Below are 20,952 nucleotides of genomic sequence, written 5' to 3' on the forward strand. Positions count from 1 at the left end.
GATAAACGATATCGGCTAGTTCGCAAACAGCCAATCAACCAAAATCAGACGGCCTGCGAAAAACTTAGATACCTCCGATTCCAAAACCTGTGGCCCCATCCCGATCACGGAACAATCACGGTCATCAGCCGTGTCGAGATGATCATGAGGACGAGGAACACGCGTGAGCTGGTCATTGATGCCGATCCCTGCCTAGAAGCCAACGCGAGCGAAGATTGCGGGCTTTCTACGGTGACTTTCCTTTGACCGACCGAACACCCGAAGCCGAATGGCACTTACTTTACAAATTCACCCTCCCCCTGGGAGGGTCGAGCGAAGCGAGGGGAGGGCTACACACCGGGTTTTAGGTTCGCCCTCCCCGGCCTGAAGCGGGCCGACCCTCCCAGAGGGCATTGGTGTCTACACAAGCCGAACCTCACTGAGCGCGTCTTTTTCGAGTTGCCTCAGTTCGTCGGTGGTCATTTCCGTTTCGATCAGGAAGTCGAGCATCGTCAAGTGGATTCCATAGCCAGCAAGCAACGCCGGACCGGTGAACTTGACGCCCCGTTTCATCCGGCGTCCGCTGAGACGTATTAAATGGCGGCGGAATTTGATTGTTGATTCACTCTCGCTCGCTTCGAGTTGTTTCACTAGCACGCATGCCATCGACGCCATCAGCAAACGCTTGGTAATCGCCTCACCAGATTCCTGCTGCCAGTATTCCAGCTCCTGGCCGTGACTCTTGAGCAGTTTGAAAAAGCTTTCAATCCGCCAACGAAAGTAGTACCAACGGCCCACGTCCGATGCATTCGCTTGATCAGCGGGCACGTTTGTAAGCAAAGTCCACTCGGCAAGGATCCAGCCGTCCGCGTCGACTAAGCGGACAAACACCGTTCGCACTTCGATAGGCTCGCCAGTGACAGCCTTCTTCTCGCCGTCAATCACCTCGCTATGAGGACGGTAAAGCGTGACGGTTTTCTCGGCAACCTGACGCTGAACCTTCTTTCCATGATAGAGAGCTTTGCCAGCATCGGCGTATTCGCACTGACTGTCGAGCTCGTCATTGAGTTCTGACAACAGAACCGATCGGCCTTCACAGCGGACTCGGCGATCATCACAGCGGACCAGAAACAAGTGCCCTTTGGCGTGCCAGCTTCGCAGTCGGCCCAGTGAGTCGGCTTCGCGATCGATCACATGAACGACACGCCGAGGCAACTCCCACTGTGCGACCTCATCCATTGTCGGCTCGAGTTGATCGAGGTGGTGATCATCGTGGGCTGGCGGATGCTCGGCGGTGCTATGGACGGCATCGCCGGTTTTGACGTGGACCTGCATTGGTGCCAAAGTGACGCCCGTGTCGGCTTCGATCAGCAGCGAGGTCGTGAGGTCGTAACCGATATCCGTCTCGTGAGTGAGCTGCAGCAGATCTTTCTTGCGTTTGGTCTGCGAACCGTACGCTAGCTTGCACCAATCATGTGCCAGCAGCACGAAATCCGACTTACTGCCCGCGCAGCCGTCTCGACCGAGCTGTCGCAGCGGCTCGATGAGCTTTAGGAGCGAAACTCGTTCGTTTTGAGGAATCGCCAGAGGTTTTGGCTTGCTGAGGTGGATTTCTCCACGTCCAGCGAGCAACGAGGCCCATGGCTAGTCCTCGTGGAGGCTTTCATATGCGACTTCACCTGAGCGTGATATTGCTTCTGCAAACGCGTTTCCAACGCTATTTTTATCCCATCCAGCGACTCGTACCAAAGTCAAGCAGATGTGTAGACACCAATGCCCAGAGGGAGGGTGAAGTAAGTGCCATTCACCCGAAGCCGCGTTGAGGGCAATCACAACTTGGTTGAACTCGGAATAATCGATTGCGGTAGCCCACCGCTAACGGAGGCCCGATGGTCGCTTCGGCGACATACCAGTGATCCTCCGTGGGGAAGATAAGCCACGATTACGATCGGTCCGGCGTTTGCTCCTCTGTCACTGGAAGCACCGGCTCTTGAGCAACCTAATCTGCTCATCGAGCTAACAATCCCCATTGCACAAGGGTTTACTGCTCGTCAAGCAATCATCCACCTACACCGACGACGACCGGAGCACTTGGGAACGCAGACAAGACTAGACAGACCCCGGCAGCCGACGCATTGCCCCAATTACACGCATGGGTGAAAGCCAATGCAAACAATGAACGCCCTGAAGAACTTCACGCCGGCTTCCTGAGTGCCTATTGGACGAAATCGGCTACCTTCTCTTTACGACAGTGCCCACCGCAACTGGCCCACCAAACCAGTGCCTGATGACAAGGAAGCAACCATGAGCATGGAACCGGTGACCGCCTGGGCTCTCTTATCCGGTCTGATCTTTCTGCTCGCGGCGTTGGGACGTGGGCCAATGAGACGTTGGCCGGTATCCATGCCCGCGATCTATCTGCTGATCGGTGCCGCGATCGGACCGTGGGGACTGAGGTTGCTCGATTTCCAGTTGATCAAACATGTCAAAGTGGTGGAATCAGTGACAGAAGTCGCCGTCCTGATCAGCTTGCTGACTGCCGGATTGCAACTCAAGCCACGATGGCATCACTACCTAAGAGCCCCCATTCCACTGGCGTCTGTGACGATGGTCGTCACGATCGCCGGAGTTGCCATGGTCGGAACGATGCTCTTGGACTTGCCCTTGGGAGCCGCGATTTTGCTGGGAGCGGTTCTTGCACCGACGGATCCGGTGCTGGCCAGTGACGTGCAAGTCAAACATCACGATGACACTGATCGATTGCGATACGCACTCACCGGTGAAGCCGGCCTGAACGATGGTGCCGCTTTTCCGTTCATCATGCTTGGACTGGGATTGCTCGGTCATCACCAGCTCGGCGAATATGGCTGGCGGTGGATCACTGTTGATCTTTTGTGGGCAACCACGGCAGGACTCGGTATCGGTTGGTTGAGCGGCTACTCGGTCAGCCGTGTGGCGGTGTGGATCAAACGTCAAACCAACTCGCCCGCCGCCTGTGAAGAGGCTTTGACCTTGGGGCTGATCGGACTGAGTTATGGTGCGGCACTCCTGCTTCACGCCTATGGGTTTCTGGCTGTCTTTGCCGCGGGTGTCGCGATGCGGCGGTACGCGGAAAGACAATCCGACGACGAGCAGCCCGACAAACTGATGCACACGGTGACGGAAGTGAACGACCAATTCGGTCACATCGTCGAAGTCGCCGTTGTCGTGCTGGTGGGCGCTCTCGCGACCTCCTACTGGACAATGGCGAGCGATTGGTGGATCGCCATGCTCGTGTTCTTCCTGTTCCGACCAATCGGTGTGCTGCTCGCATTGGCGGTGAAGGACATTCGCTTCTCACAAAAGATCTTGATCTCTCTTTTCGGCATTCGCGGAATCGGCTCGCTCTACTACCTCAGCTACGCGATCAGCCACGGACTGGAAGATCCCATCGCCAATCGACTCGCTGGAATCGTTCTCACCACAATCACGCTTTCCATCGTGATCCACAGCAATGTTGCCTCGCTGATGATGCGAAGGTATGCGGAAGAAAAGGATGACAAGACCTCTGCCGCTACCAACTGACCGTTCTTCGATGCGAGGCTGAATGATCTTTCTCGCTGATTCACCGGGCCCTGGCACGGCCTCGATTGCCTTGTTCCAACGACCAATGGGAAGCGGACATGTGGAAAACGGACATCGCTACCCACGGGGAACCCCGCGAAAGAAGCCCCGTGGCTTCGCCCTTCTCTGTGCTGCGGGGCGAGTTACCTTGGGTGAAATTCCAAACCGAACTCAAACGACAATTCAGAGAGACCAAAGCAGATGGGACAACTTCAAGATGTGGGTGAGGCAGATGGTTGGCGGTGCTGGCTTTGCGACGAACCGGTCGACCCTGACATGTCACCTAACGATCCGCGCGGCGCAAGTTTGGACACTCGTATCAGCAAGGGCCGGGCAAAGAAAAAGAAACAGGAAAAGGGCGATATGCCAACCGAGCGACTCGCTCACAAGAGTTGCAACTCCGGCAAAGGGTCGAATGACCCGGTGGTGCCTTGGCCCGATCATCTCATTGTTGTCGATCCAGCTCCGATCATCGCTGCGGCTGAACGATTGCAGCGAAAAGGTGGCCGCGAAGCGATGGCTCGTTGCCCAACCCGCGAGGATGCCGATGCGGTGGCCAAGTGGCTCGTTGATCGACTCTCGCGTCTCACGCCGGGGCTAGAAGTGCGCACGGAAATTGCAAGTACCGGTGGCCAGCATCTAGTCAGCTTGCGGACGTCGTAGAACCACCTTGAACCATCGCGTTGCGAACATCCCGCTCTTCACCCAAATCGGAAGCCTGAACGTCGCCGAACTCTGGCGTCTACTTCATCACCCGCGATTCTCTCAGCAGACAATTCGTCTAATGCGGCCGATCCACCAACATCGCGTGACGACGACATCAGCTTCGATCAGACTGCACGTTCTGGATCGGGGTGGAACCATTCTCTTCCGAAGCGGTCCGCACCTCCCAAAGAAGCGAAGTAAAAACTGGACAACCGCTTCCATTTGGAAGAGTTCGGAATGAGGTCGAAGAAGCAAAGTCACAACCAGCCGCGTCAGCAAGGCCGCACGCTTACTCGGCCTGATCCAATTCATGCGTCACCTTCGCAACTAGCAATCGTTCGCAGGGCATGTAGCGTTGTCCCATCATGAACGTCGTCAGCTTGCCCGACTTCGAATAATTTTCGTTCGGGACGATCTGGTCCACCGTTATCGTGTCAGACGAATCCGAAGCCAACAGCATCATGACTTTCAATGGCTCTTTTTCGGACCGATAAACCAGCAATCGCTCCGTATCAGGTGATGGGCCAGCGGGTTGTCGTGAAACGAACAGACTTCAACCAGCGTCGCATCATAGCCAAGTACTGAGGGCGGGAGTCGAACCCGCAAGCACTTGTTCCTAAGACAAGCGGCTCGCCGTTGGCCTACCTCAGCGTTTCTCAAAAGAGAGTGGAGCACCGGGGAATCGAACCCCGATTTTCTGCGTGCAAAACAGACGTCTTCCCGTTGGACGAGCGCCCCATGAATGAAGCAAGAAGAGTGATGAGTGGACAACGAAAATGGTTCGCCTCGGGAGTTTCACTCTTGAAGCTTCCTTCCGTGCTACGCATGCAGTCGCGGAGCACTGTCGCCTGTCGACTTGCGATGTTTTTTGATCGCCTTGTGCGAGTCAGGAAGTTGGTCGTCTTCGACAAATACGTCACCGACGCTTTCGACCACCCAACCGTCGACCCAACGCTCCCATGGACCATTCATCAAGCGGAAGCCGTGGGACTCGAACCCACAACGGTTTTTGACCGCAGCTGTTTTCAAGACAGTGTCCTCATCCGGCCGGGTGACTTCCAGGAATAGCGTGTTAGCTTTTACCGGGTTAGCCGTTAGCAAAACCCGACCCCAAAAAGCTAATCGCTAATTGGCTAACAGCTAATGAGCTAACCAAGTGACGTGAGCGGGAATCGAACCCGCGGACTCCTGGATGAAAACCAGACGATTCTGCCAACAGAATCTACCACGCCGTTTTGTTGCTTCGGTCGAAGCGAGTACCGCATAGGAGTTTCGATCTCCTTCCTGCTGCCTGAGAAGCAGCCGACCTAGCCAGTAGTCGAATGCGGCGAATTAAAAGCGATGGCAACGGGAGTCGAACCCGCAGCGACTTGATAGACAATCAAGCTTCCTTCCCAGAGGAAATCGCCACCGAATATGTTCACAGTGTGACCGATCGGAATTGAACCGACATGGACTTCGTTCACAGCGAAGTTCCTGAAACCAATGCAGGACGGCCACAGGGCCGAGGACAGGAATTGAACCAATGGACTCCTCGTTCAGAGCGAGGTGCAGCGACCAACAACTGCTACTCCGGCGTTTGGTCTTCAATACATCAGCACTCCGTCCGGGAATTGAACCCGACCTGCGAGCTTCAAAGGCTCACGTCGCGACTACGCGCCGGAGAATGAGAGGGGGAGTCTGGGAGATGGGGAGAATGGGAGACCTCAGACTTGAATCACTTATCTTCCGCTCTCCCTGACTCCCCTTCTCCCCATCTCGCTTCAAAGCTCCGGCGGATGGACTCGAACCATCACTCGTCTCCTTAACAGGGAGCCGCCTTACCATTGGGCCACACCGGATTCTGCAAAGCGCCCAGTGGGAGTCGAACCCACACTTCCGCCATGGCAAGGCAGCAGGCTACCGCTACATCATGGGCGCAGAAATGCATCACTACCAAATTGTCAAAGATCGAAATAGCTTCTAGCGGTTAGCTATTAGCAGTTAGCTTTTTGGTTTGAGCTAGTCGCTAACAGCTAATTGCTAATCGCTTTCTTCAAGTGGGATCGGTGAGAATCGAACTCACATCGCTCGGATTAAGAGTCCGATGCATTACCTTGTCTGCCACAATCCCATGTGTCGTCGTTGTTTCGTTTCAGTCGGCGTGGCGGGAATCGAACCCGCAACGGTCGCTTTATAAGGACGCCGCTCTCACCCTTGAGCTACACGCCGATGTGTAGCGATGGGGCCGAAGGGAGCTCGCCCCTCACCGAACGCCCTTTGCAGGCGTTACAGCAAAGTCCGTCATGCTGCCAGTTACACCACAGCCCCGCTTTTTCAGTCGCGGCTATGCGTTTCAATCGCAGTGCAGACAGCATGTTGTTTCCTTTCGTGTCGTTGTCGTAAGTGGTAGCCCCGAGGATCGAACTCGGCACAACCTCGTTATCAGCAAGGCCTGGACAACCAGCCCTCGACTACCATCTGTCGTTTCAAAAGTCGGACACCTCGGAGTCGAACCGAGACCCTTCCGCTCCCAAAGCGGACGTGCTTCCATCTGCACCTGTATCCGATGTTTTGTTGCTTCGATCGCCGCGGATGGTTCCGTCGGCGCATCTCTTCCTTGTCAGTGGGCCGGAAGGCGCTCGAATCCTCGTCTGCGGTTCTTCAGACCGCCGCCCGCGTCAGCCAATAGGGCAAGCCGGCGTCTCAGCTACCAGCCCATGTTGGGTGCGTTGTTGGGTTTGCCCGTTCGATGCGGACACGAAAAAAGGCTCGCTGTCCGTATGACACCGAGCCTTCATGAAGAAGTCGTTCGCTTTGGAAAGCGAGTGTCACATCAGACGTGGATACGCCGGCACGGCGATCGCATCAAAATCATGCTGAGAACATGAGTTTCTCGAGGAAGTCGGTATTCCAGCCCGCTTTTTTTCGCTTCTGCTTGAGACTTCGCTTGGTAGTGTCCTGCTTGAGAAGCGTCGTCACATAACGACGGATGAACGTGAAATTCGCCGTCGCGTTCTTGGTCCGAATGCGGCTGGCATCGTCGTGGAACACGACATCCAACACCCAGTGCATGGACTCCACGCTCCAGTGACTCCGGACACTGATTGCGAACTCTCCTACCCGGGCAGGTCGACTGAGCAGGAAATAACGAACCTCGACATGGCACTCTCCATTTCGCTCCGTTTGCGTGATGGCTTGGCCGATGCTCGTCGCACCTGCCCAGAGATCTGTCATGGCTTTCATCTCAGGTGGTATCGGGCAAACAGCGTAGAATCGTTCTTCCTGTCGGCCACTCTTTTTTCCCACCGTCTTCTTCGACTTCACTCCATTGGCTTTCAGCCCTTCTTCGTGAACCAACTCGAAGTGTTCACGGATGGCATTGGCCAACTTGGGATGGTTGTCTTTGATCGCGAAAATGTAGTCGCCGCCATTACGATGAATCTTCTCAGCAATCGACTTCTGGGCTCCGATTGCATCGAGCGTGATAATGGTGCCACGGACATCAATGAAGTCTAAAAGCTCATCAATTGCTGTGATTTCGTTGGTTTTTGAATCCACTTCGGTTTGCCCAAGAGTGACTCCATGTTTGGAAGCCCAAGCGGATACAAAGTGAATTGCGTTTGATTTCTCAGCGTTGGTGTAAGAGCCGCGTGCGGTCTTGCCATCAATCGCAACATGAATGGGCAGAGACTGCTCTTCATCACGATCAAGCTTGTCTTCGGCGTCGCGATATTGCTGACAAAGTTGTGTGTGCCAGTCTAGCAAAGCTTGCTGAAACTGCTCTGGTTTGATCAGTGACAGGACTCGACCGATGGTGTCGTGCGAGGGGATGCCGTGAGGGAAATCTGCAAAGCGACTGAGCCAATCGAGTCGTTCATTTCCAAAACACTCGATCTCTTCGGGACCGTCGGCATCGGCGATCGTCGCAGCAACCACTAGGAACAAAATGGAGTTCAACGGATGCGTGGTTCGTCCGGGAACGCGAGGGTCTTCGACCTGATCAAAGCAGTCGTGAAACACATCGATTTGCGAAAGCATTGCCGTCTCCATAGCAGGGCATGAATCAAACGAGTTCACGCAATCTTTCGCAACAGGTCTTCACCAAGACAACCGGCAATCGAATACTTCTTCCGAAATTTGATGCGATCGCCGTGGATACGCCGGGGCATTGCTATTCGACGGCTCGCAATGGATTGCCAGCGAGGCGAAAAGACTGCCTTCGTGTTTCTGTTCGAGTCGACTGGATTCAATATTCGTTGACATCAGAAAGCTCTTTACTCGCTCGTCTGTTGAATGTGACTTGTGTGTTCTGAGAGATAGACGCGTTGGCCTCTTGAGGGTTCGCACAAAACCAAATATTTCGCGAAACCGAGAATACAGGGAACGCCAATGGTTCCTAGCAAAGCACACTCGCTTCCGACAGAGGTTGTGGCTTCCTGTCCCAAAGGTGTTGGCCATCCAACACTTGAATAGCTTGAGTCCAAAGCGATAGCAAACATAGTTCTTTCGCTTCCATCGGAAAACGAATCTTCCGCGTGAATTTTTGGAAACTGAATGGTTCGCTTAGAAACACGGACTGTGGTTTGTCGCTGCAATGACAATCAGGCAAGCCGTTCTAGAAACACTACTCGAAAATTTGAATGTGAGGAAGCTAAACGCGATGGAACGCTGCCGTGATCGCCGACAGGGGAGAAGGGCAAGTAGGCTCGCGAAACACCTTGGTGATCGATGCGGGGACATCTGTCCGGAAGGTTCGCTGGCTCTACTTCGTCGCAACACCATAAAGTGACGCTGCCCTGGAGCTCAATGCCTCGAGCGCATTCAGAACTGTCACTGGAACCAATTCCCTGGCGACACCATGTCTGAACACTCGAACGATGGTCCGCACTGTGAGGTGGCCTGGGTTTTGGGGGCCACGCGAGTCCTTAAACTGAAAGGAACTCAAGGAACCCCAGATGCCACGAAAGACCAAGCCTTCAGCTAATCCTGAACGACGCACCTATACAGACGAATTCAAACGTGATGCAGTTGCTATGCTGCTCGACGGTCACTCAGCGACATCGATTGTTGAGCGATTGGGAATCTCTGAAACGAACCTGCTTTACCGCTGGAAGAAGCAGCAAGTCGAGTCGGCCGGACCGGTTGGCGAGGTGCTCGATAGCCGCGTTGCCGAACTCGAGGCGGAACTGCGACGAGTCGAGCGTGAACGCGATGTTTTAAAAAAAGCTTTGATCATTTTCGGCCGAAACGAGTGAGCCAGCTCTATTCCGCAGCGGCCAGCATTATTCGCGATGGCACGGCATCGCAACGAGCAGTCGGTGAGATCCTTGGTTTCTCACGGTCTGCGTTTCAGCGATTTCAAAGCGAACCTTCAAGCCGAAGAGAACAGAGCGACATGGATGTCTTGCCAATGGTGATCACCACGTTTCATCGACACCGCAGACGCTACGGTGCCCGACGGATCGCTGCAGACCTGAAGCTACAAGGAGTTGCGATCGGACGTGAAAGGGTCGCCAAACTGCTGCGAATCGCTTGGCTATCGGCGTTGCAGCCGAAATCGTTCAAGCCGCGAACGACCGAAAGTCGGCACACGCTGGGCTACAACGAGAACCTATTGCTCAAACAGCCTGAGCCAACGAGTGTGAATCGTTTATGGGTAGGTGACATCACCTACATTCCTATCGTACGAACCGGATTCGCTTACATGGCGACCCTCATGGATCGCTTTTCCCGGCGGATCATCGGCTGGTCCTTGGAAATGGATATGACCGAGAGCCTGGTGATCAAAACGCTTCAAAAGGCGATTCGAAGTCGACAGCCTTCAAGAAATCTCATCCACCACACTGATCGCGGCGGACAGTACGCCAGCAAGAAATATCGTGCGATCATCCAGCGCAGTTCAATGCGTCAAAGCATGAGCCGAGCTGGTGACTGCTACGACAACGCGTTTATGGAATCTTGCTTTGGAACGATCAAGACGGAGCTGCAGATGACCGAATATGAGAACTATCGCGAGGCATTGAGTGAACTGACTGAGTTCATTGCCTACTACAACACATCGCGTCTTCATTCATCGCTCGGCTATCTCTCGCCGACCCGATTCGAATCAACCGTCCCCTGCTAAAAGAAGAGGACGCGTGGCCCCCAAAACCCAGGCCACCTCACTGCGTTTTCAACAGAAAGGGTGGAGAGCAACCAAAAGCGAATGAGCAGTCCGTAACTGTATTGTGAACTCGATTCGGCCAAGCCTGTCGGGGAGCCTCCTAGGAATGAGCGAACCCTTGACTGCACGCAATCGGCCAAGCGATGACCGATCCAGGTCAGCCCGACGACTGTGCGGGCGGTCGGTGCAGCAGCCACGACGATGAATGAACTCGGTAACGTGAGAAATCGAGCGTGGCGAAATGGCGATGCGGTGGTTGGAGACGGAATGTTCGGAAGTTCAATCGAGAGAAGCAGGGAGATCTCGGCGAGCAGCAGACCACTGAAGCTCAGCCGAGAAGTCAGAGCCTCCATAGTAGTGTCGACCACCGGGAACCAAACCCGGTGCAAGCGAAGGGAGGCAGGGAAGTGGATACGAGAAGACCATGCCAGCGAAACGTAAATCGAAAGACTACATCCCGGTGACAGTGCCGTTTTCGGCGGAATCCCCGTCGGCCAAGGCTAGCCGTGCTGGAGAACCTGAGAAGAAGTCAGCAATTGAGATTTCTTCGTGGGCGAATCGTGTCGTATGGACAGATCGTATGTTGAACGCACTCTCAGTAGGAGTGCGAGGAGGTAAATGGCATGCCTTGATTGACAAGGTGTACCGTGAGCTGAACCTGTTCGTGTCGGCCCGCAAGGTTGTCGGCAAGAAGGGAGCAGCGGGAGTGGATCGGCAAAGCACCGAGGATTTCAGTGAAAAGGAAATCGCTGAGATCAAGCAACTGTATGAACAGCTGCGAACCGGCACCTATCGCCCACAGGCGGTACGTCGGGTGCAAATTCCCAAACCGGGCAGCAAACAAACGCGGCCTTTGGGAATTCCAACGGTTCGCGACCGCGTCGTGCAAACGGCGTTGGTCAACGTCATCGAACCGATCTTCGACAACGAGTTCCATGAACGAAGCTTCGGCTTCCGCCATGGCCGCAGCTGTCATGATGCACTGCGAGTGGTCGAAGAGCTACTGGAGACCGATCATGTCTTTGTGGTCGATGCTGACCTGCAAGGTTACTTCGACACGATTCCGAAAGACCGCTTGCTGGCGTTGGTCAGCGAGAAGATTTCGGATCGCCGGGTATTGGATCTGGTGAAGCGATTCTTGGACCAATCGATCCTGGAGGAACTTCGCGAGTGGACGCCTGAGAGTGGCGTACCGCAAGGGGCTGTGCTTTCCCCGCTGTTATCCAATCTGTACCTCAACGAGCTGGACCACCGGATGGCCGATCTGGGCTACGAAATGGTTCGCTACGCCGACGACTTTGTGATCCTGTGTCGTAGTCAGGAGCAAGCGGAGTTGGCCCTTGAGGAAGTCAAACGTTTCGTCTGTGAAGCCGGTTTGACGCTGCACCCCGAGAAGACGCACATCGTTGACAGTCGGGTCAATAGTTTTGACTTTCTAGGCTATTCGTTCCGCGGGAAGCTTCGATTTCCGCGAGCGAAAAGTCACCAGAAGATGGTCGACACGATTCGACGGTTAACGCCCCGAAAGAGCGGCCAATCGCTGGAAGCGACGATCGTCCAGATCAATCGCGTGACGGTGGGTTGGTTCAGTTACTTTCGTCACTGTACGTGGAACATCTTTGACAAGTACGACGGGATGGTTCGCAAACGACTGCGGCGTCAGCTCTTGAAGCGTCATCGACGCAATCCTCAGCGGCTGTGTCGCACGCATCGTTGGCCCAATGCCTACTTCAGCGAGCGAGGCTATCGAAGTCTGCGTTTAGCCCACTCAGCTTACGTTCAATCCCTCGACGGGACCCACTGACTGGCGAGCCGTATGCGGGAGAACCGCACGTACGGTTCTGAGGGAGGGGAGTCCGGCTCAACCGGACTTCCCTACCCCTATACCGACCCACAGAGTTCCCAGATGGACCAAATTGAAGGGGATTCACGAGGCTCAATTGCTTACTTACATGAAGCTGGCGGGAATCCGGACGGGGCTCTTAATCAATTTCAACGTGACACGGCTCAAAGACGGGCTCCGTCGCTTTGTGCTTTGAATCTGATGCTGCCGGCTCCATGTGGGACAAGAGTCGATTGCAGATCTTCTTTCCACCACGAAGAAACGTAGCGGACACGAAGGATGATGTTCCTTATTCGTTGGCAACATGTTCGCTCCACACTGAACCTTCGTGCTCTTCGCGTCCTTCGTGGTGCATTTGCCGGTAAATATTCTTCACCACGAAGGGCACAGAGAGCACGAAGGTTTCGGTTCGGCTGATCTGCCGGATCGGCGCCGAAGCGGCTTGATCCGGCCTACGCGACTGCTGGAATTGTTAGCCAGCAATTATTGGTATGATGAGACGCTCAGGGTTGCCATCGTAGCGGTCCGAGGGTCACGTTGTGTCACCATGAACATTTTAAAGGAGGAAGAATTCGATGATCAAGATTGCCGCCATCATGCTGGCACCGCTCATCATTTGGTTTGTAAAGTGGTGTGTCTTCGATGATTAATCCTTCAAGAAGGATGATGAGATGGCAAATTTGAAAGACCCAAGATGGATTTGGTTCAAAGGCGGATTGTTCGTTGTGACGGGAGTGCTGGCTTCGCTGGTTCTGATCGCGAATTCTCCGAGCGTGCAAACGATTGTGTTGCTCGCCGTTGCGATCTGGTCATTCTGCCGAGCCTACTACTTCGCGTTCTATGTGATCGAAAGATGCGTTGATCCGAAATCCGTGGATGCGAGGGTTCGTGGTTGTTGTCGACCATCCGTATGTTGCGGCCAGTGATTCCGACGGCCGGTTGAAGATCGAAGGCCTGCCTGTTGGCCGAGAGCTCGTCTTTCGAGTTCGTCATGAAGTGGGCAAAATCGATCAAGTAACCATTGAAGGGCAGGAAGTTCAATGGCGGCGTGCTCGGTTTTCAGTTTTGCTTGATCCCGGTGAGAATGATTTGGGTGATATTCTGATTTCTCCTGAATCGTTTCTGAACTGATCGAATGAGTGACGTAGATGATAAAGGTTGCAGGTGGTTGTGAAGCGGTTTCGGATTTCAACGTTGCTCATTTTCACTGCGCTGTGCGCTGGTGCGTTCGTGGTGCTGCGCCCGTTTGATCCTCAAGTGCGAATTTACGATCCTGTTGATCTAGATCGATATCACGGTTACTACCACGGTGCCAAAATTTACGAAGTCTCGGTGGTGAACGCTGGTGGACATGCCATTTGGTTGCCGGACAATTCAGAGCCTTTTGCATCATCAGCGATCGGACATTTTGTTGGCGGCGTGAGAACCAATCGGGTTTTTGTTTGGGCAGAGGATCGGGGTTTCAAACAAGTTCAACCTGGTGAAGGCTTGGTCTACCAAATTTGCATGAGTGAGTCTGATGCAGATTTTGAGGTGGTGATCGAGGTTCAGGATTGGCGTGGCAGCAGCCAGAGAATCGACGATCGTGTGTACGTCTTGAAGCCGAGCGAAGCACGCGAGTCGTCTGCGTCGTAGTCTCTGATTGCTAACATTGGCAGCTCAGCAAATTGAAAGTGCGATGAATGCGAAGAAAGCATGGAAACCGACTGCAGTGGTTTGGAATCGGAGTGTTTATGCTTGGATCGCTTCTGCTCTTGATGAATGCTTGGCAAGGCCAGCAGTCCAGGAATGCGAGAGACAGTGTCCAAGATCGGATTGACGTCTTGGAAGCCTTCGTTGCGCGGGCTGAGTCAGACACGATGACAGCCCAAGAAATCCGTCAGCTAGGGAATCGGTTGGACTCTGTCAGCAGCGACTTGATGGCTCTGAAGCGGGAATCCGACTCACCGTGGTCAGCATTGAATGTTTCGTTCATGTCTTCTGTTGCGTGTTCGCTGATCGGATCTGTGCTGACGATTGTGGGATCGTCGCGGTTGCGTCGCGGCGGAATACCAGCGGTGGAAGGAGCGCAAGATGATTGAACCCGATTCACGCCAGACTCAGGCGGCTCCAGACCAGAAGGCGGATGTCGAACCGATGGAAGAGAGAGCGAACGATGCGATCGTCAACTTGATTGCGGGCGGGTTGCTGGGGGCCGTCGGCGGTGCGGGGCTGGGATTCTCGGTCTCGCTGGCTTTCACAGGATGGGCCGTCGTGGCGTTCTTTGCTGGCGGCGTTTTGGGTGGAGTTCTCGGGATGACCATTGGCTATGTCCGCGGTGACAGCTTCACGGAGTGGCTCAAAGAGAATCTATGGCGATTCTGGTAGTGAGATGGTGACGTCTGCGGACGCAAGGTGAATGACGTATCGCGACGCCCATCCGGCAATGGGTTGGTGTTGCGGTTTGGCTGTTCTGCCGGAGCTGCGCCGAAGCGGCTTGATCCGGCCTACGTGATAGGCGTTGTTCTTGTCGTCTATTCTTCGACTTCGACGAACGGGATGTTCAACGATTGAAGGGTGAGCAGATAGAGCATGTACAAGACGGGAATCAACAGCAGCACCAAGGCAGTCGCGAGCATCAAACCAAACGCAAGACTGCTGGCCATCGGGATCAGCAATTGAGCTTGGAAGGATTTTTCGGTTAACAACGGAATCAAACCTGCGATGGTCGTCATGCTGGTCAACATGATGGGACGGAAACGTCGTCGGCCCGATTCCAACAACGCTTGGATGGGTTCGTCGCCTGCTCGAACACGCGAATTGATGAAATCGATCAGAACGATCGAGTCGTTGACGACCACTCCGGCCAACGCAACCAAGCCGAACATGCTGAACAAGGTCAACGGAAGGTCGAGGAAGGCGTGTCCCCAAACCGCACCGATCATGCCAAAGGGGATGATGGCCAGAATGAGGAGTGGCTGCATGTAGGATCGGAACTGAAGGACCAACAGCACAAACATGCACAGGATCGCGACCGCGAATCCGACCATCAAACTGCCGACCGATTCACGGCTTTGTTCTTGCTGGCCTTCCCAGCGAATGGAAACGTTTGGGAACTGGGCTATGAAACCGTCCATTTGTTTCTGAAGGCTAGCGATGATCAGATCAGCGTTGGCGGTCGTTTCGTCCAAATCGGCGGAGATTGTGATGCTGCGTTGTTGATCGACGCGGTTGATCTCCGAAAAGCCACGTTCCAAATTGATCTCTGCCAGTTCATTGATCGGTCGTTGTGTGCCATCGGCGCCTCCGACGCGAATTTCTCGGAAGTTGACGAGAGACGTGCGTTCTTCGGGAGGGTAGCGAACCATCAACTTCACCTCGTGACGTCCACGTTGCAAACGCATGACTTCGGCACCGAAGTATGTGTTGCGAACGGTTTGTCCGAGGTCCGTCGGGGTGACACCGGTCGCGAGGGCTTTGTCTTTGACGCGAAATTGGAATTCCCATTTGCCGGGAGTGTTGTCGTCGCTGATGTCAAAGACGCCGGCGAACGTGCCGACCTTTTGTTTCATGACTTCCGTGGCCGCCAGCAGTTCGTCGACGTGTTCGCTGGAGGCGAGCAATTTGAACTCGATCGGCGTTCCTGCTGGGCCGGTTCCGATGCTGCCGTAAATGATCCGCTCGACGCCAGCGATCTCACCCACTTCGCGTCGCCAACGGGCGATCAGTTGATCGCTGTGAACCTCGCGGATTTCGGTGCCGTGAAGTTCGGCAAAGATCTGACCCGCGTTGCTGCCGCTGGAACCTTGCCCGCCCATGGGGCCAGCGGTGTTGGTGATTGAACCGACTTCGCGATAGGCAAAACGCACGGGGCCAAGGTAGTCGGCCTCCGGTGGTGGGTAGAGCGACTCGACGGGTTGGCGGGTTTCGGCGGCGCGTTCCAGAGCGATTTCTCGGCTGACTTTTTGCAGGGCACGTTCCATCCGCTTCGTGGCGGCCTCGGTCGCACTGGCAGGGGTGCCGTTGGGAAAGACAACAGATGCTTGCAAGTAGTTGTTGTCGGATTTCGGGAACAGAACCGTGGTCACAACGCCACCACGAATCATACCGGCCGTGCCGACGAACAATGCAATTGCCACGGCGATGGGCAGGACGGGGTTGAGCAAGCAGAAATGAAGCGACGGCACATAAACCTTTTCCGCGAACCATTCCATCGCGATGCTGGCTTTGGAATTGAGCCAAAACAACAACAGCATGAAGGGGCGAAGTGGATAGGTCACAATCGTGGCGACTCGGAAGAATCCCGAATGGCTGTGGGCCAAGTGACAAGGCAACACGAACGTGCTTTCCCACAGCGACACGAGCAGCATGGCGATCACGGCGAACGGAATCACCGCCATGAATTTGCCCATGACGCCGGACACAAAAAACATCGGAGCGAATGCGATGACGGTGGTGGTGATCGACGCCGCGACACTGGGGAGGACTTCCGTTGCACCGTCGACAGCGGCGTCGTGCAGCGATTTGCCCATTTGACGGTGAGCGTAAACGTTCTCGCCAATCACGATCGCGTCATCAACGACGATTCCCAACGCGATCAGGAAGGAGAACAAGGAAAGCATGTTGAGTGTTTGGTCGCCCCAAGCGAGTGCAGCACCCGCGCCCATGATGGAGATCGGGATTCCGAGCGCGACCCAGAATGCCAAGCGGACTTCCAGGAACAATGCGAGGACGAGGAAGACCAATCCCAAACCTTGGACGCCATTTCGTAGCAGCAACGCCATCCGGTCTCGGACGTCCACCGACGTGTCGCCCCAGAGGACGAACCGATACCCAGGTGGAGCTTCTGTTCGTGCGACATAACCGCGGACGTCATCGACGAGGTTCAGCAAGTCCTCGGATTTCGTTCGTTGCACGTTGATGACCATGGCGGGTTCGCCATTGATTTCCGCCGTTGCGGTGACGTCCTCGAATTCATCGCGAACGTTGCCAAGGTCGCCAACCGTCAGCACCACACCGTCTTGGCGAGTGATCAGCGGGATGCGTTCGATCTCGGGGCCGACGCGACCTTTGTTTTTCGCCCGCAACAAGATTTCTTGGCCGGACGATTTGAGTTGGCCGCCGGGCAATTCGACATTGTGTTGTCGGATTTCCGACGCGACTTGGTCTAGCGTCATTCCATAGGATCGCAGTGTGGCCTCAGGGATTTCCACGTCGATCTGGTAGTTCCGTGTGCCCATCAACTCGGCCACCGTGACGCTGGGCAGCATCAACAAATCATCTCGCACCGACTCAGCGACCTCGCGAAGTTTCAACTCGCCTCGACGTGTTCGGTCATCGGGGCCGATGATTCCCAAGCGAATGGCCGTGTCGCGGAACGTGATTTGTTCGATCTCTGGGTCTTCAGCCAAGTCGGGAAAACTTGGGATGCGATTGACTTCACGATCGATTTCCGACATCACCTTTTGAACGTCTTGGATGTCACTTTGCATCTCGGCAAGGACATACCCGCGGCCTTCCATCGCGATGGAGGTCACCTTTTTGATTCCGTCGATGGACCGAATCGCTTCTTCGATCTTTTGACAGATCGCTTCTTCCGCATCTTGAGGCGTGGCACCTGGATAGGGCACCGAGACCATCACGACTTCGAGTTCGAATTCGGGGAAGACCTCCCGACGCATACCAACGAATGCGGCAGCACCGATGATCACCAACGCCAGCATGACCACGTTCATGCCGGGTGCGTTTTCGATGGCCCAGGCGAGGACACGTTTCATCGAAGGTTCTTTGATTGAAAAGGAAGGAACAATGTGTTGAGCTTATTCGCGTGTTGAGTTTGTTCGCCAAGCGGAACCGGCGACGTCTGGTCGCGTTTGTGTCGTTCATCGCTGGCCAGGGTTTGAGCACGATAACTTGAGGGCAACGCCCAAACGGCTCAGTTGTCTTTGTTCGCGAAAGTCACGATGGTTGTGACTTCATTGCTGTCACAAATCAGTGATTGCTTCGGGGGAGGGCGAATCCAAATTGATCTCGATCGGATCGGTCAAGTTCGACTTCTTTGCACGGACCGGGAATGTGTCCGCTTCGATGCTGCCGAGCGGTGAGACAACGACAAAGCTGTCACCGTTGATGGATTGATCGGGTACTTCGCAGATCCAAAAATCAGAGCTTCCGCCGATGGAGGAAAGCAAATCGATCGGGCGAATGTCTTGGCGAATCACCAAACGGCCCGGCGACCATTCATCCGGAACGAAGGCAACTTCCGGTTCGGCCTCAGCTTCTGTGTCGGATTCGTTATCGGTCGACTGCGCATCGTCTTCTTTTGCGACGCTGTCATCGGTGTCGGTTTTGGCCACCGCATCTGAGTCTTCCGCTTTGGCGTCCTCTTCAGCGACGTCCAGCACCGAATCATCCGGAATGAATTCCCAAACTCGGTTGCCAGGTTTGAGGGCTTCGGAAGGCAAGATGACCAGTGGCACGGCAGGTTGAAGTTGCAATTGCAAGCGAACGAACATGCCGCGAACCAGTGCGGTTGGACCGGTCGAGATGACGCTCTCGTCGGTGGGACGCTTCGTCGATTCCTCATCGCCACGACGCTGGATCTCGAACATTTGAGGATGATCGACCACAACACGAACGGGGACGGTGCGAGTTTGTTCGTCCAATCCGATTCCGTCGTAACCGACCAATTGTCCATCCCAGACATAAGTCACATCGTCTCGGCCAGACAATTGGTACTGGACCTTCACTTCGGTCGGCGGCAATTTGTAACCGCGGTGAGCACCGTTGGCGGGTGCGTTGAGTTCTTCGATGGGCGATTGCGATGTCTTCTGGTTCAGCACCCAATACAGTTGATCGGTTCGCAAGCTGGTCGCGACTTCGACTTTGGATGTGTCTTCCATCGTGACGACCGGGTTTCCGCGAGCGACGAACGTGTTCAGCTCGGCTTGTTCGCTGGCGATGACACCGTCGATCGGAGCTCGTATCTCAGTGCGTTCCAGATCGATTCGAGCTTGTTTCAGTTGCGTCGCGGCAAGTTGCTCAGCGAGTTCCAATCGGGCACGTCGTTTCTTCAGCAAATCGATTTGATTCTGGTACGTCACCTTTTGTTGTTCGGCTTGCAGGACAGCGCGGCGGGCGGCGTCAACGTCACGGCGTGCGGCGAAGTCTTCGGGCAACGAATCAAGCCGCTTGACTTCTCGGCTTTGAAGTTCAATGTCAGCGTCGGCGATCTCCAACAGGCGACTGGCGTTGATCAATTCCTGGTCGATCTCGTTGATCGATTCGTATTCAGATTGCTGGGTTTGTTCCAGCCGACGAACCGTGAGTTCATAGTCGGTCGGATCGATTCGCATCAGCACCGTGCCGGCGGTGACATACTGACCGGCTTCGCATTGAGGTGACTTCTCGATAATTCGTCCGGCAACTTCAGTCGCCAAAACGACTTCCCGAAAGGGAACAACCGTGCCGTCGGTGTTCAGATGCAATGTTTTACCGCTGTCCGCGAGTGACTGAGTCGGGACGACATCGACGGCGGGCAATGCTTGCAGCCGACCGGCCAGAGATGTATCAGCGGCAGGTCGCGTGGATGGTTGGACGGCCCCGAGATAGACAACCAACGCAGTCGCTGCACAGAGCAACAACAATGGAACGCCAATGTTGAACATCAGCCACGAAAACACGTTGGACGAATCGATTAACTGAACCGTGTTTGTTTCCGTCGCGGGCGAATCGACTTCGATGCCATGTTCATAGGGCGATCGAGTCGGTTCGGCAGACGATGGCGCGGTCGTCGTCGACACCGGGGACGCTTTGGCCTCCGCGGATTGTTCGTCTTCGGTCATCGTGGTTGTCGGCTCATTATTGTTGACAAGAGACATCTTGAGGCTCGTTGAGCGGCGATGGTTTGAGAAGCTTGTGTTGATCGATCACGTTTTGGTCGCCACACGCTGCCAAGGTGGACGCGGTGATCTGACGACACAAAGAATCCAATCCGTAGTGTGTTTCAATCACTTCCGGTGAAATCAAATGAGCCATCACGGGGCGGCCAATTCGATAGTGAAGGCATTGCCCAACGACGCCGAGTGCTAGCTGAGGCACAAGGGCGTCGGTTTGCCAGCTGGATTTTGCGTCCAGCGGTGGAAGCAGCGATTCGATGGTTTTGCACAACGCGTCGTAGAGCGGTCGGAAGTAGCCGCGAATCATGCCTTCGAATGCGGGCGTTGGATGTTGCATCTCACGCATCATCAGCATGGCTTCCCAACCGGTTTCGTCGGCAGCAAGCATTCGCGAGAGCAAGGTGCGAATCAGCAGTTCGAGATCCTGTTGCGGCGTTTCTTTGCCAACCACCGGAGTCGGGTAGGCACGTTCGCGTTTTTCGCGGATCGCGGTGATGACGGCTCGGTACAAACCCATTTTGTCGCCGAAGTAGTAGCTGACTGCGGCAACGTTGACGTCGGCGATGTTGGCAATCTCTCGGACGGTCGCGCGATCGAAACCTCGCTCGGCAAAGACAGGCCCCGCCGCAGCCAACAATCGTTGGGTCGGATCGGTCACTGAGGTTTCGGGAGGATCTGCCATGAACGGATCAAATCGTGCTGACGGACGAGATTTACCCTGCAATCATGGTTCAAACATGCGTTTTAAACAAGTGTTTGAATCGAGATAAATCGCGGCCGAGTTTTGGCTGAATGATGAG

At 54.8% G+C, this 20,952-nt stretch carries 17 protein-coding genes and 13 tRNA genes; 10 read left to right on the forward strand and 20 right to left on the reverse strand.

Features of this window, described 5'->3' with window-relative positions:
* Positions 1 to 399 precede the first annotated feature (399 nt).
* Complete coding sequence (locus RB_RS01585; RefSeq protein ID WP_011118068.1) at positions 400 to 1,611, reverse strand: IS4-like element ISRba2 family transposase; 1,212 nt, start codon at positions 1,609 to 1,611, stop codon at positions 400 to 402.
* A gap of 672 nt (positions 1,612 to 2,283) precedes the next feature.
* On the opposite strand from RB_RS01585, the gene RB_RS01590 reads away from it, so the two are divergent.
* Positions 2,284 to 3,543 (forward strand): cation:proton antiporter, encoded by a 1,260-nt coding sequence (locus tag RB_RS01590; protein ID WP_231846112.1) that lies wholly within the window; start codon positions 2,284 to 2,286, stop codon positions 3,541 to 3,543.
* A gap of 240 nt (positions 3,544 to 3,783) precedes the next feature.
* Positions 3,784 to 4,245, forward strand: coding sequence for a hypothetical protein (locus RB_RS01595; RefSeq protein ID WP_011118072.1), 462 nt, complete (start codon positions 3,784 to 3,786; stop codon positions 4,243 to 4,245).
* Positions 4,246 to 4,576: 331 nt separating this feature from the next.
* On the opposite strand, the gene RB_RS27675 is transcribed toward RB_RS01595, so the two are convergent.
* The 16 genes from RB_RS27675 to RB_RS01670 all read right to left on the reverse strand — a co-directional run bounded on the left by RB_RS27675 (position 4,577) and on the right by RB_RS01670 (position 8,319).
* Positions 4,577 to 4,750 carry a hypothetical protein gene (locus tag RB_RS27675; RefSeq protein ID WP_165447201.1) on the reverse strand — a complete coding sequence of 58 codons (174 nt, stop codon included), beginning with the start codon at positions 4,748 to 4,750 and terminating at the stop codon, positions 4,577 to 4,579.
* Positions 4,751 to 4,866: 116 nt separating this feature from the next.
* Positions 4,867 to 4,938, reverse strand: a tRNA-Leu gene (locus RB_RS01600).
* Positions 4,939 to 4,954: 16 nt separating this feature from the next.
* Positions 4,955 to 5,025 (reverse strand) — tRNA-Ala (locus RB_RS01605).
* An 81-nt stretch (positions 5,026 to 5,106) separates the two neighbouring features.
* Positions 5,107 to 5,259 carry a hypothetical protein gene (locus tag RB_RS01610; protein WP_164921247.1) on the reverse strand — a complete coding sequence of 51 codons (153 nt, stop codon included), beginning with the start codon at positions 5,257 to 5,259 and terminating at the stop codon, positions 5,107 to 5,109.
* Positions 5,260 to 5,263: 4 nt separating this feature from the next.
* Positions 5,264 to 5,347 (reverse strand) — tRNA-Ser (locus RB_RS01615).
* A gap of 97 nt (positions 5,348 to 5,444) precedes the next feature.
* Positions 5,445 to 5,519: transfer RNA gene (locus RB_RS01620), tRNA-Glu, on the reverse strand.
* Between the two features lie 107 nt (positions 5,520 to 5,626).
* A tRNA-Asp gene (locus tag RB_RS01625) sits at positions 5,627 to 5,699 on the reverse strand.
* 90 nt (positions 5,700 to 5,789) lie between these two features.
* Positions 5,790 to 5,864: transfer RNA gene (locus RB_RS01630), tRNA-Gln, on the reverse strand.
* A gap of 192 nt (positions 5,865 to 6,056) precedes the next feature.
* Positions 6,057 to 6,128 (reverse strand) — tRNA-Asn (locus RB_RS01635).
* Positions 6,129 to 6,136: 8 nt separating this feature from the next.
* Positions 6,137 to 6,207 (reverse strand) — tRNA-Gly (locus tag RB_RS01640).
* Positions 6,208 to 6,327: 120 nt separating this feature from the next.
* A tRNA-Lys gene (locus RB_RS01645) sits at positions 6,328 to 6,400 on the reverse strand.
* A gap of 25 nt (positions 6,401 to 6,425) precedes the next feature.
* Positions 6,426 to 6,498: transfer RNA gene (locus RB_RS01650), tRNA-Tyr, on the reverse strand.
* 11 nt (positions 6,499 to 6,509) lie between these two features.
* Positions 6,510 to 6,597: transfer RNA gene (locus RB_RS01655), tRNA-Cys, on the reverse strand.
* Between the two features lie 165 nt (positions 6,598 to 6,762).
* Positions 6,763 to 6,835: transfer RNA gene (locus RB_RS01660), tRNA-Pro, on the reverse strand.
* A gap of 58 nt (positions 6,836 to 6,893) precedes the next feature.
* Positions 6,894 to 6,986: transfer RNA gene (locus RB_RS01665), tRNA-Phe, on the reverse strand.
* A gap of 154 nt (positions 6,987 to 7,140) precedes the next feature.
* Entirely contained in the window at positions 7,141 to 8,319 is a 1,179-nt protein-coding gene (locus tag RB_RS01670) for an ISAs1-like element ISRba7 family transposase (RefSeq protein WP_011118077.1), read from the reverse strand.
* Between the two features lie 905 nt (positions 8,320 to 9,224).
* Here RB_RS01670 and RB_RS01680 point away from each other — a divergent pair.
* The 8 genes from RB_RS01680 (at position 9,225) to RB_RS01720 (ending at position 14,642) form a co-directional block, all read left to right on the forward strand.
* Complete coding sequence (locus RB_RS01680) at positions 9,225 to 9,524, forward strand: transposase (RefSeq protein WP_011118081.1); 300 nt, start codon at positions 9,225 to 9,227, stop codon at positions 9,522 to 9,524.
* Complete coding sequence (locus RB_RS01685) at positions 9,521 to 10,393, forward strand: IS3 family transposase (RefSeq protein ID WP_011118082.1); 873 nt, start codon at positions 9,521 to 9,523, stop codon at positions 10,391 to 10,393. The genes RB_RS01680 and RB_RS01685 overlap by 4 nt, the downstream gene beginning before the upstream one ends.
* 463 nt (positions 10,394 to 10,856) lie before the next feature.
* A complete protein-coding gene (gene ltrA, locus RB_RS01690) occupies positions 10,857 to 12,236 on the forward strand; it encodes a group II intron reverse transcriptase/maturase (RefSeq protein WP_011118084.1) in 1,380 nt (459 codons plus the stop codon).
* 112 nt (positions 12,237 to 12,348) lie between these two features.
* A complete protein-coding gene (locus RB_RS01695) occupies positions 12,349 to 12,471 on the forward strand; it encodes a GxxExxY protein (protein WP_261340187.1) in 123 nt (40 codons plus the stop codon).
* A 475-nt stretch (positions 12,472 to 12,946) separates the two neighbouring features.
* Positions 12,947 to 13,201 (forward strand): hypothetical protein, encoded by a 255-nt coding sequence (locus RB_RS01700; RefSeq protein ID WP_164921350.1) that lies wholly within the window; start codon positions 12,947 to 12,949, stop codon positions 13,199 to 13,201.
* A gap of 331 nt (positions 13,202 to 13,532) precedes the next feature.
* Positions 13,533 to 13,910, forward strand: coding sequence for a hypothetical protein (locus RB_RS01710; protein ID WP_231846113.1), 378 nt, complete (start codon positions 13,533 to 13,535; stop codon positions 13,908 to 13,910).
* A gap of 47 nt (positions 13,911 to 13,957) precedes the next feature.
* Positions 13,958 to 14,356 (forward strand): hypothetical protein, encoded by a 399-nt coding sequence (locus RB_RS01715; protein WP_011118090.1) that lies wholly within the window; start codon positions 13,958 to 13,960, stop codon positions 14,354 to 14,356.
* Positions 14,349 to 14,642, forward strand: coding sequence for a hypothetical protein (locus RB_RS01720; protein WP_231846114.1), 294 nt, complete (start codon positions 14,349 to 14,351; stop codon positions 14,640 to 14,642). Before RB_RS01715 ends, RB_RS01720 begins: the two co-directional genes overlap by 8 nt.
* Before the next feature lie 146 nt (positions 14,643 to 14,788).
* On the opposite strand, the gene RB_RS01725 is transcribed toward RB_RS01720, so the two are convergent.
* The 3 genes from RB_RS01725 to RB_RS01735 all read right to left on the reverse strand — a co-directional run bounded on the left by RB_RS01725 (position 14,789) and on the right by RB_RS01735 (position 20,834).
* The gene (locus RB_RS01725; RefSeq protein WP_011118092.1) at positions 14,789 to 18,031 is read right to left on the reverse strand and encodes an efflux RND transporter permease subunit; all 3,243 of its coding nucleotides are present in this window, start codon (positions 18,029 to 18,031) and stop codon (positions 14,789 to 14,791) included.
* A gap of 207 nt (positions 18,032 to 18,238) precedes the next feature.
* Positions 18,239 to 20,098, reverse strand: a complete 1,860-nt coding sequence (locus tag RB_RS01730; protein WP_164922663.1) for an HlyD family secretion protein — start codon at positions 20,096 to 20,098, stop codon at positions 18,239 to 18,241.
* A gap of 16 nt (positions 20,099 to 20,114) precedes the next feature.
* Entirely contained in the window at positions 20,115 to 20,834 is a 720-nt protein-coding gene (locus RB_RS01735; protein WP_231846115.1) for a CerR family C-terminal domain-containing protein, read from the reverse strand.
* Positions 20,835 to 20,952 lie beyond the last annotated feature (118 nt).

The organism is Rhodopirellula baltica SH 1, assembly GCF_000196115.1.
GTDB classification, from domain to species: Bacteria; Planctomycetota; Planctomycetia; order Pirellulales; family Pirellulaceae; genus Rhodopirellula; species Rhodopirellula baltica.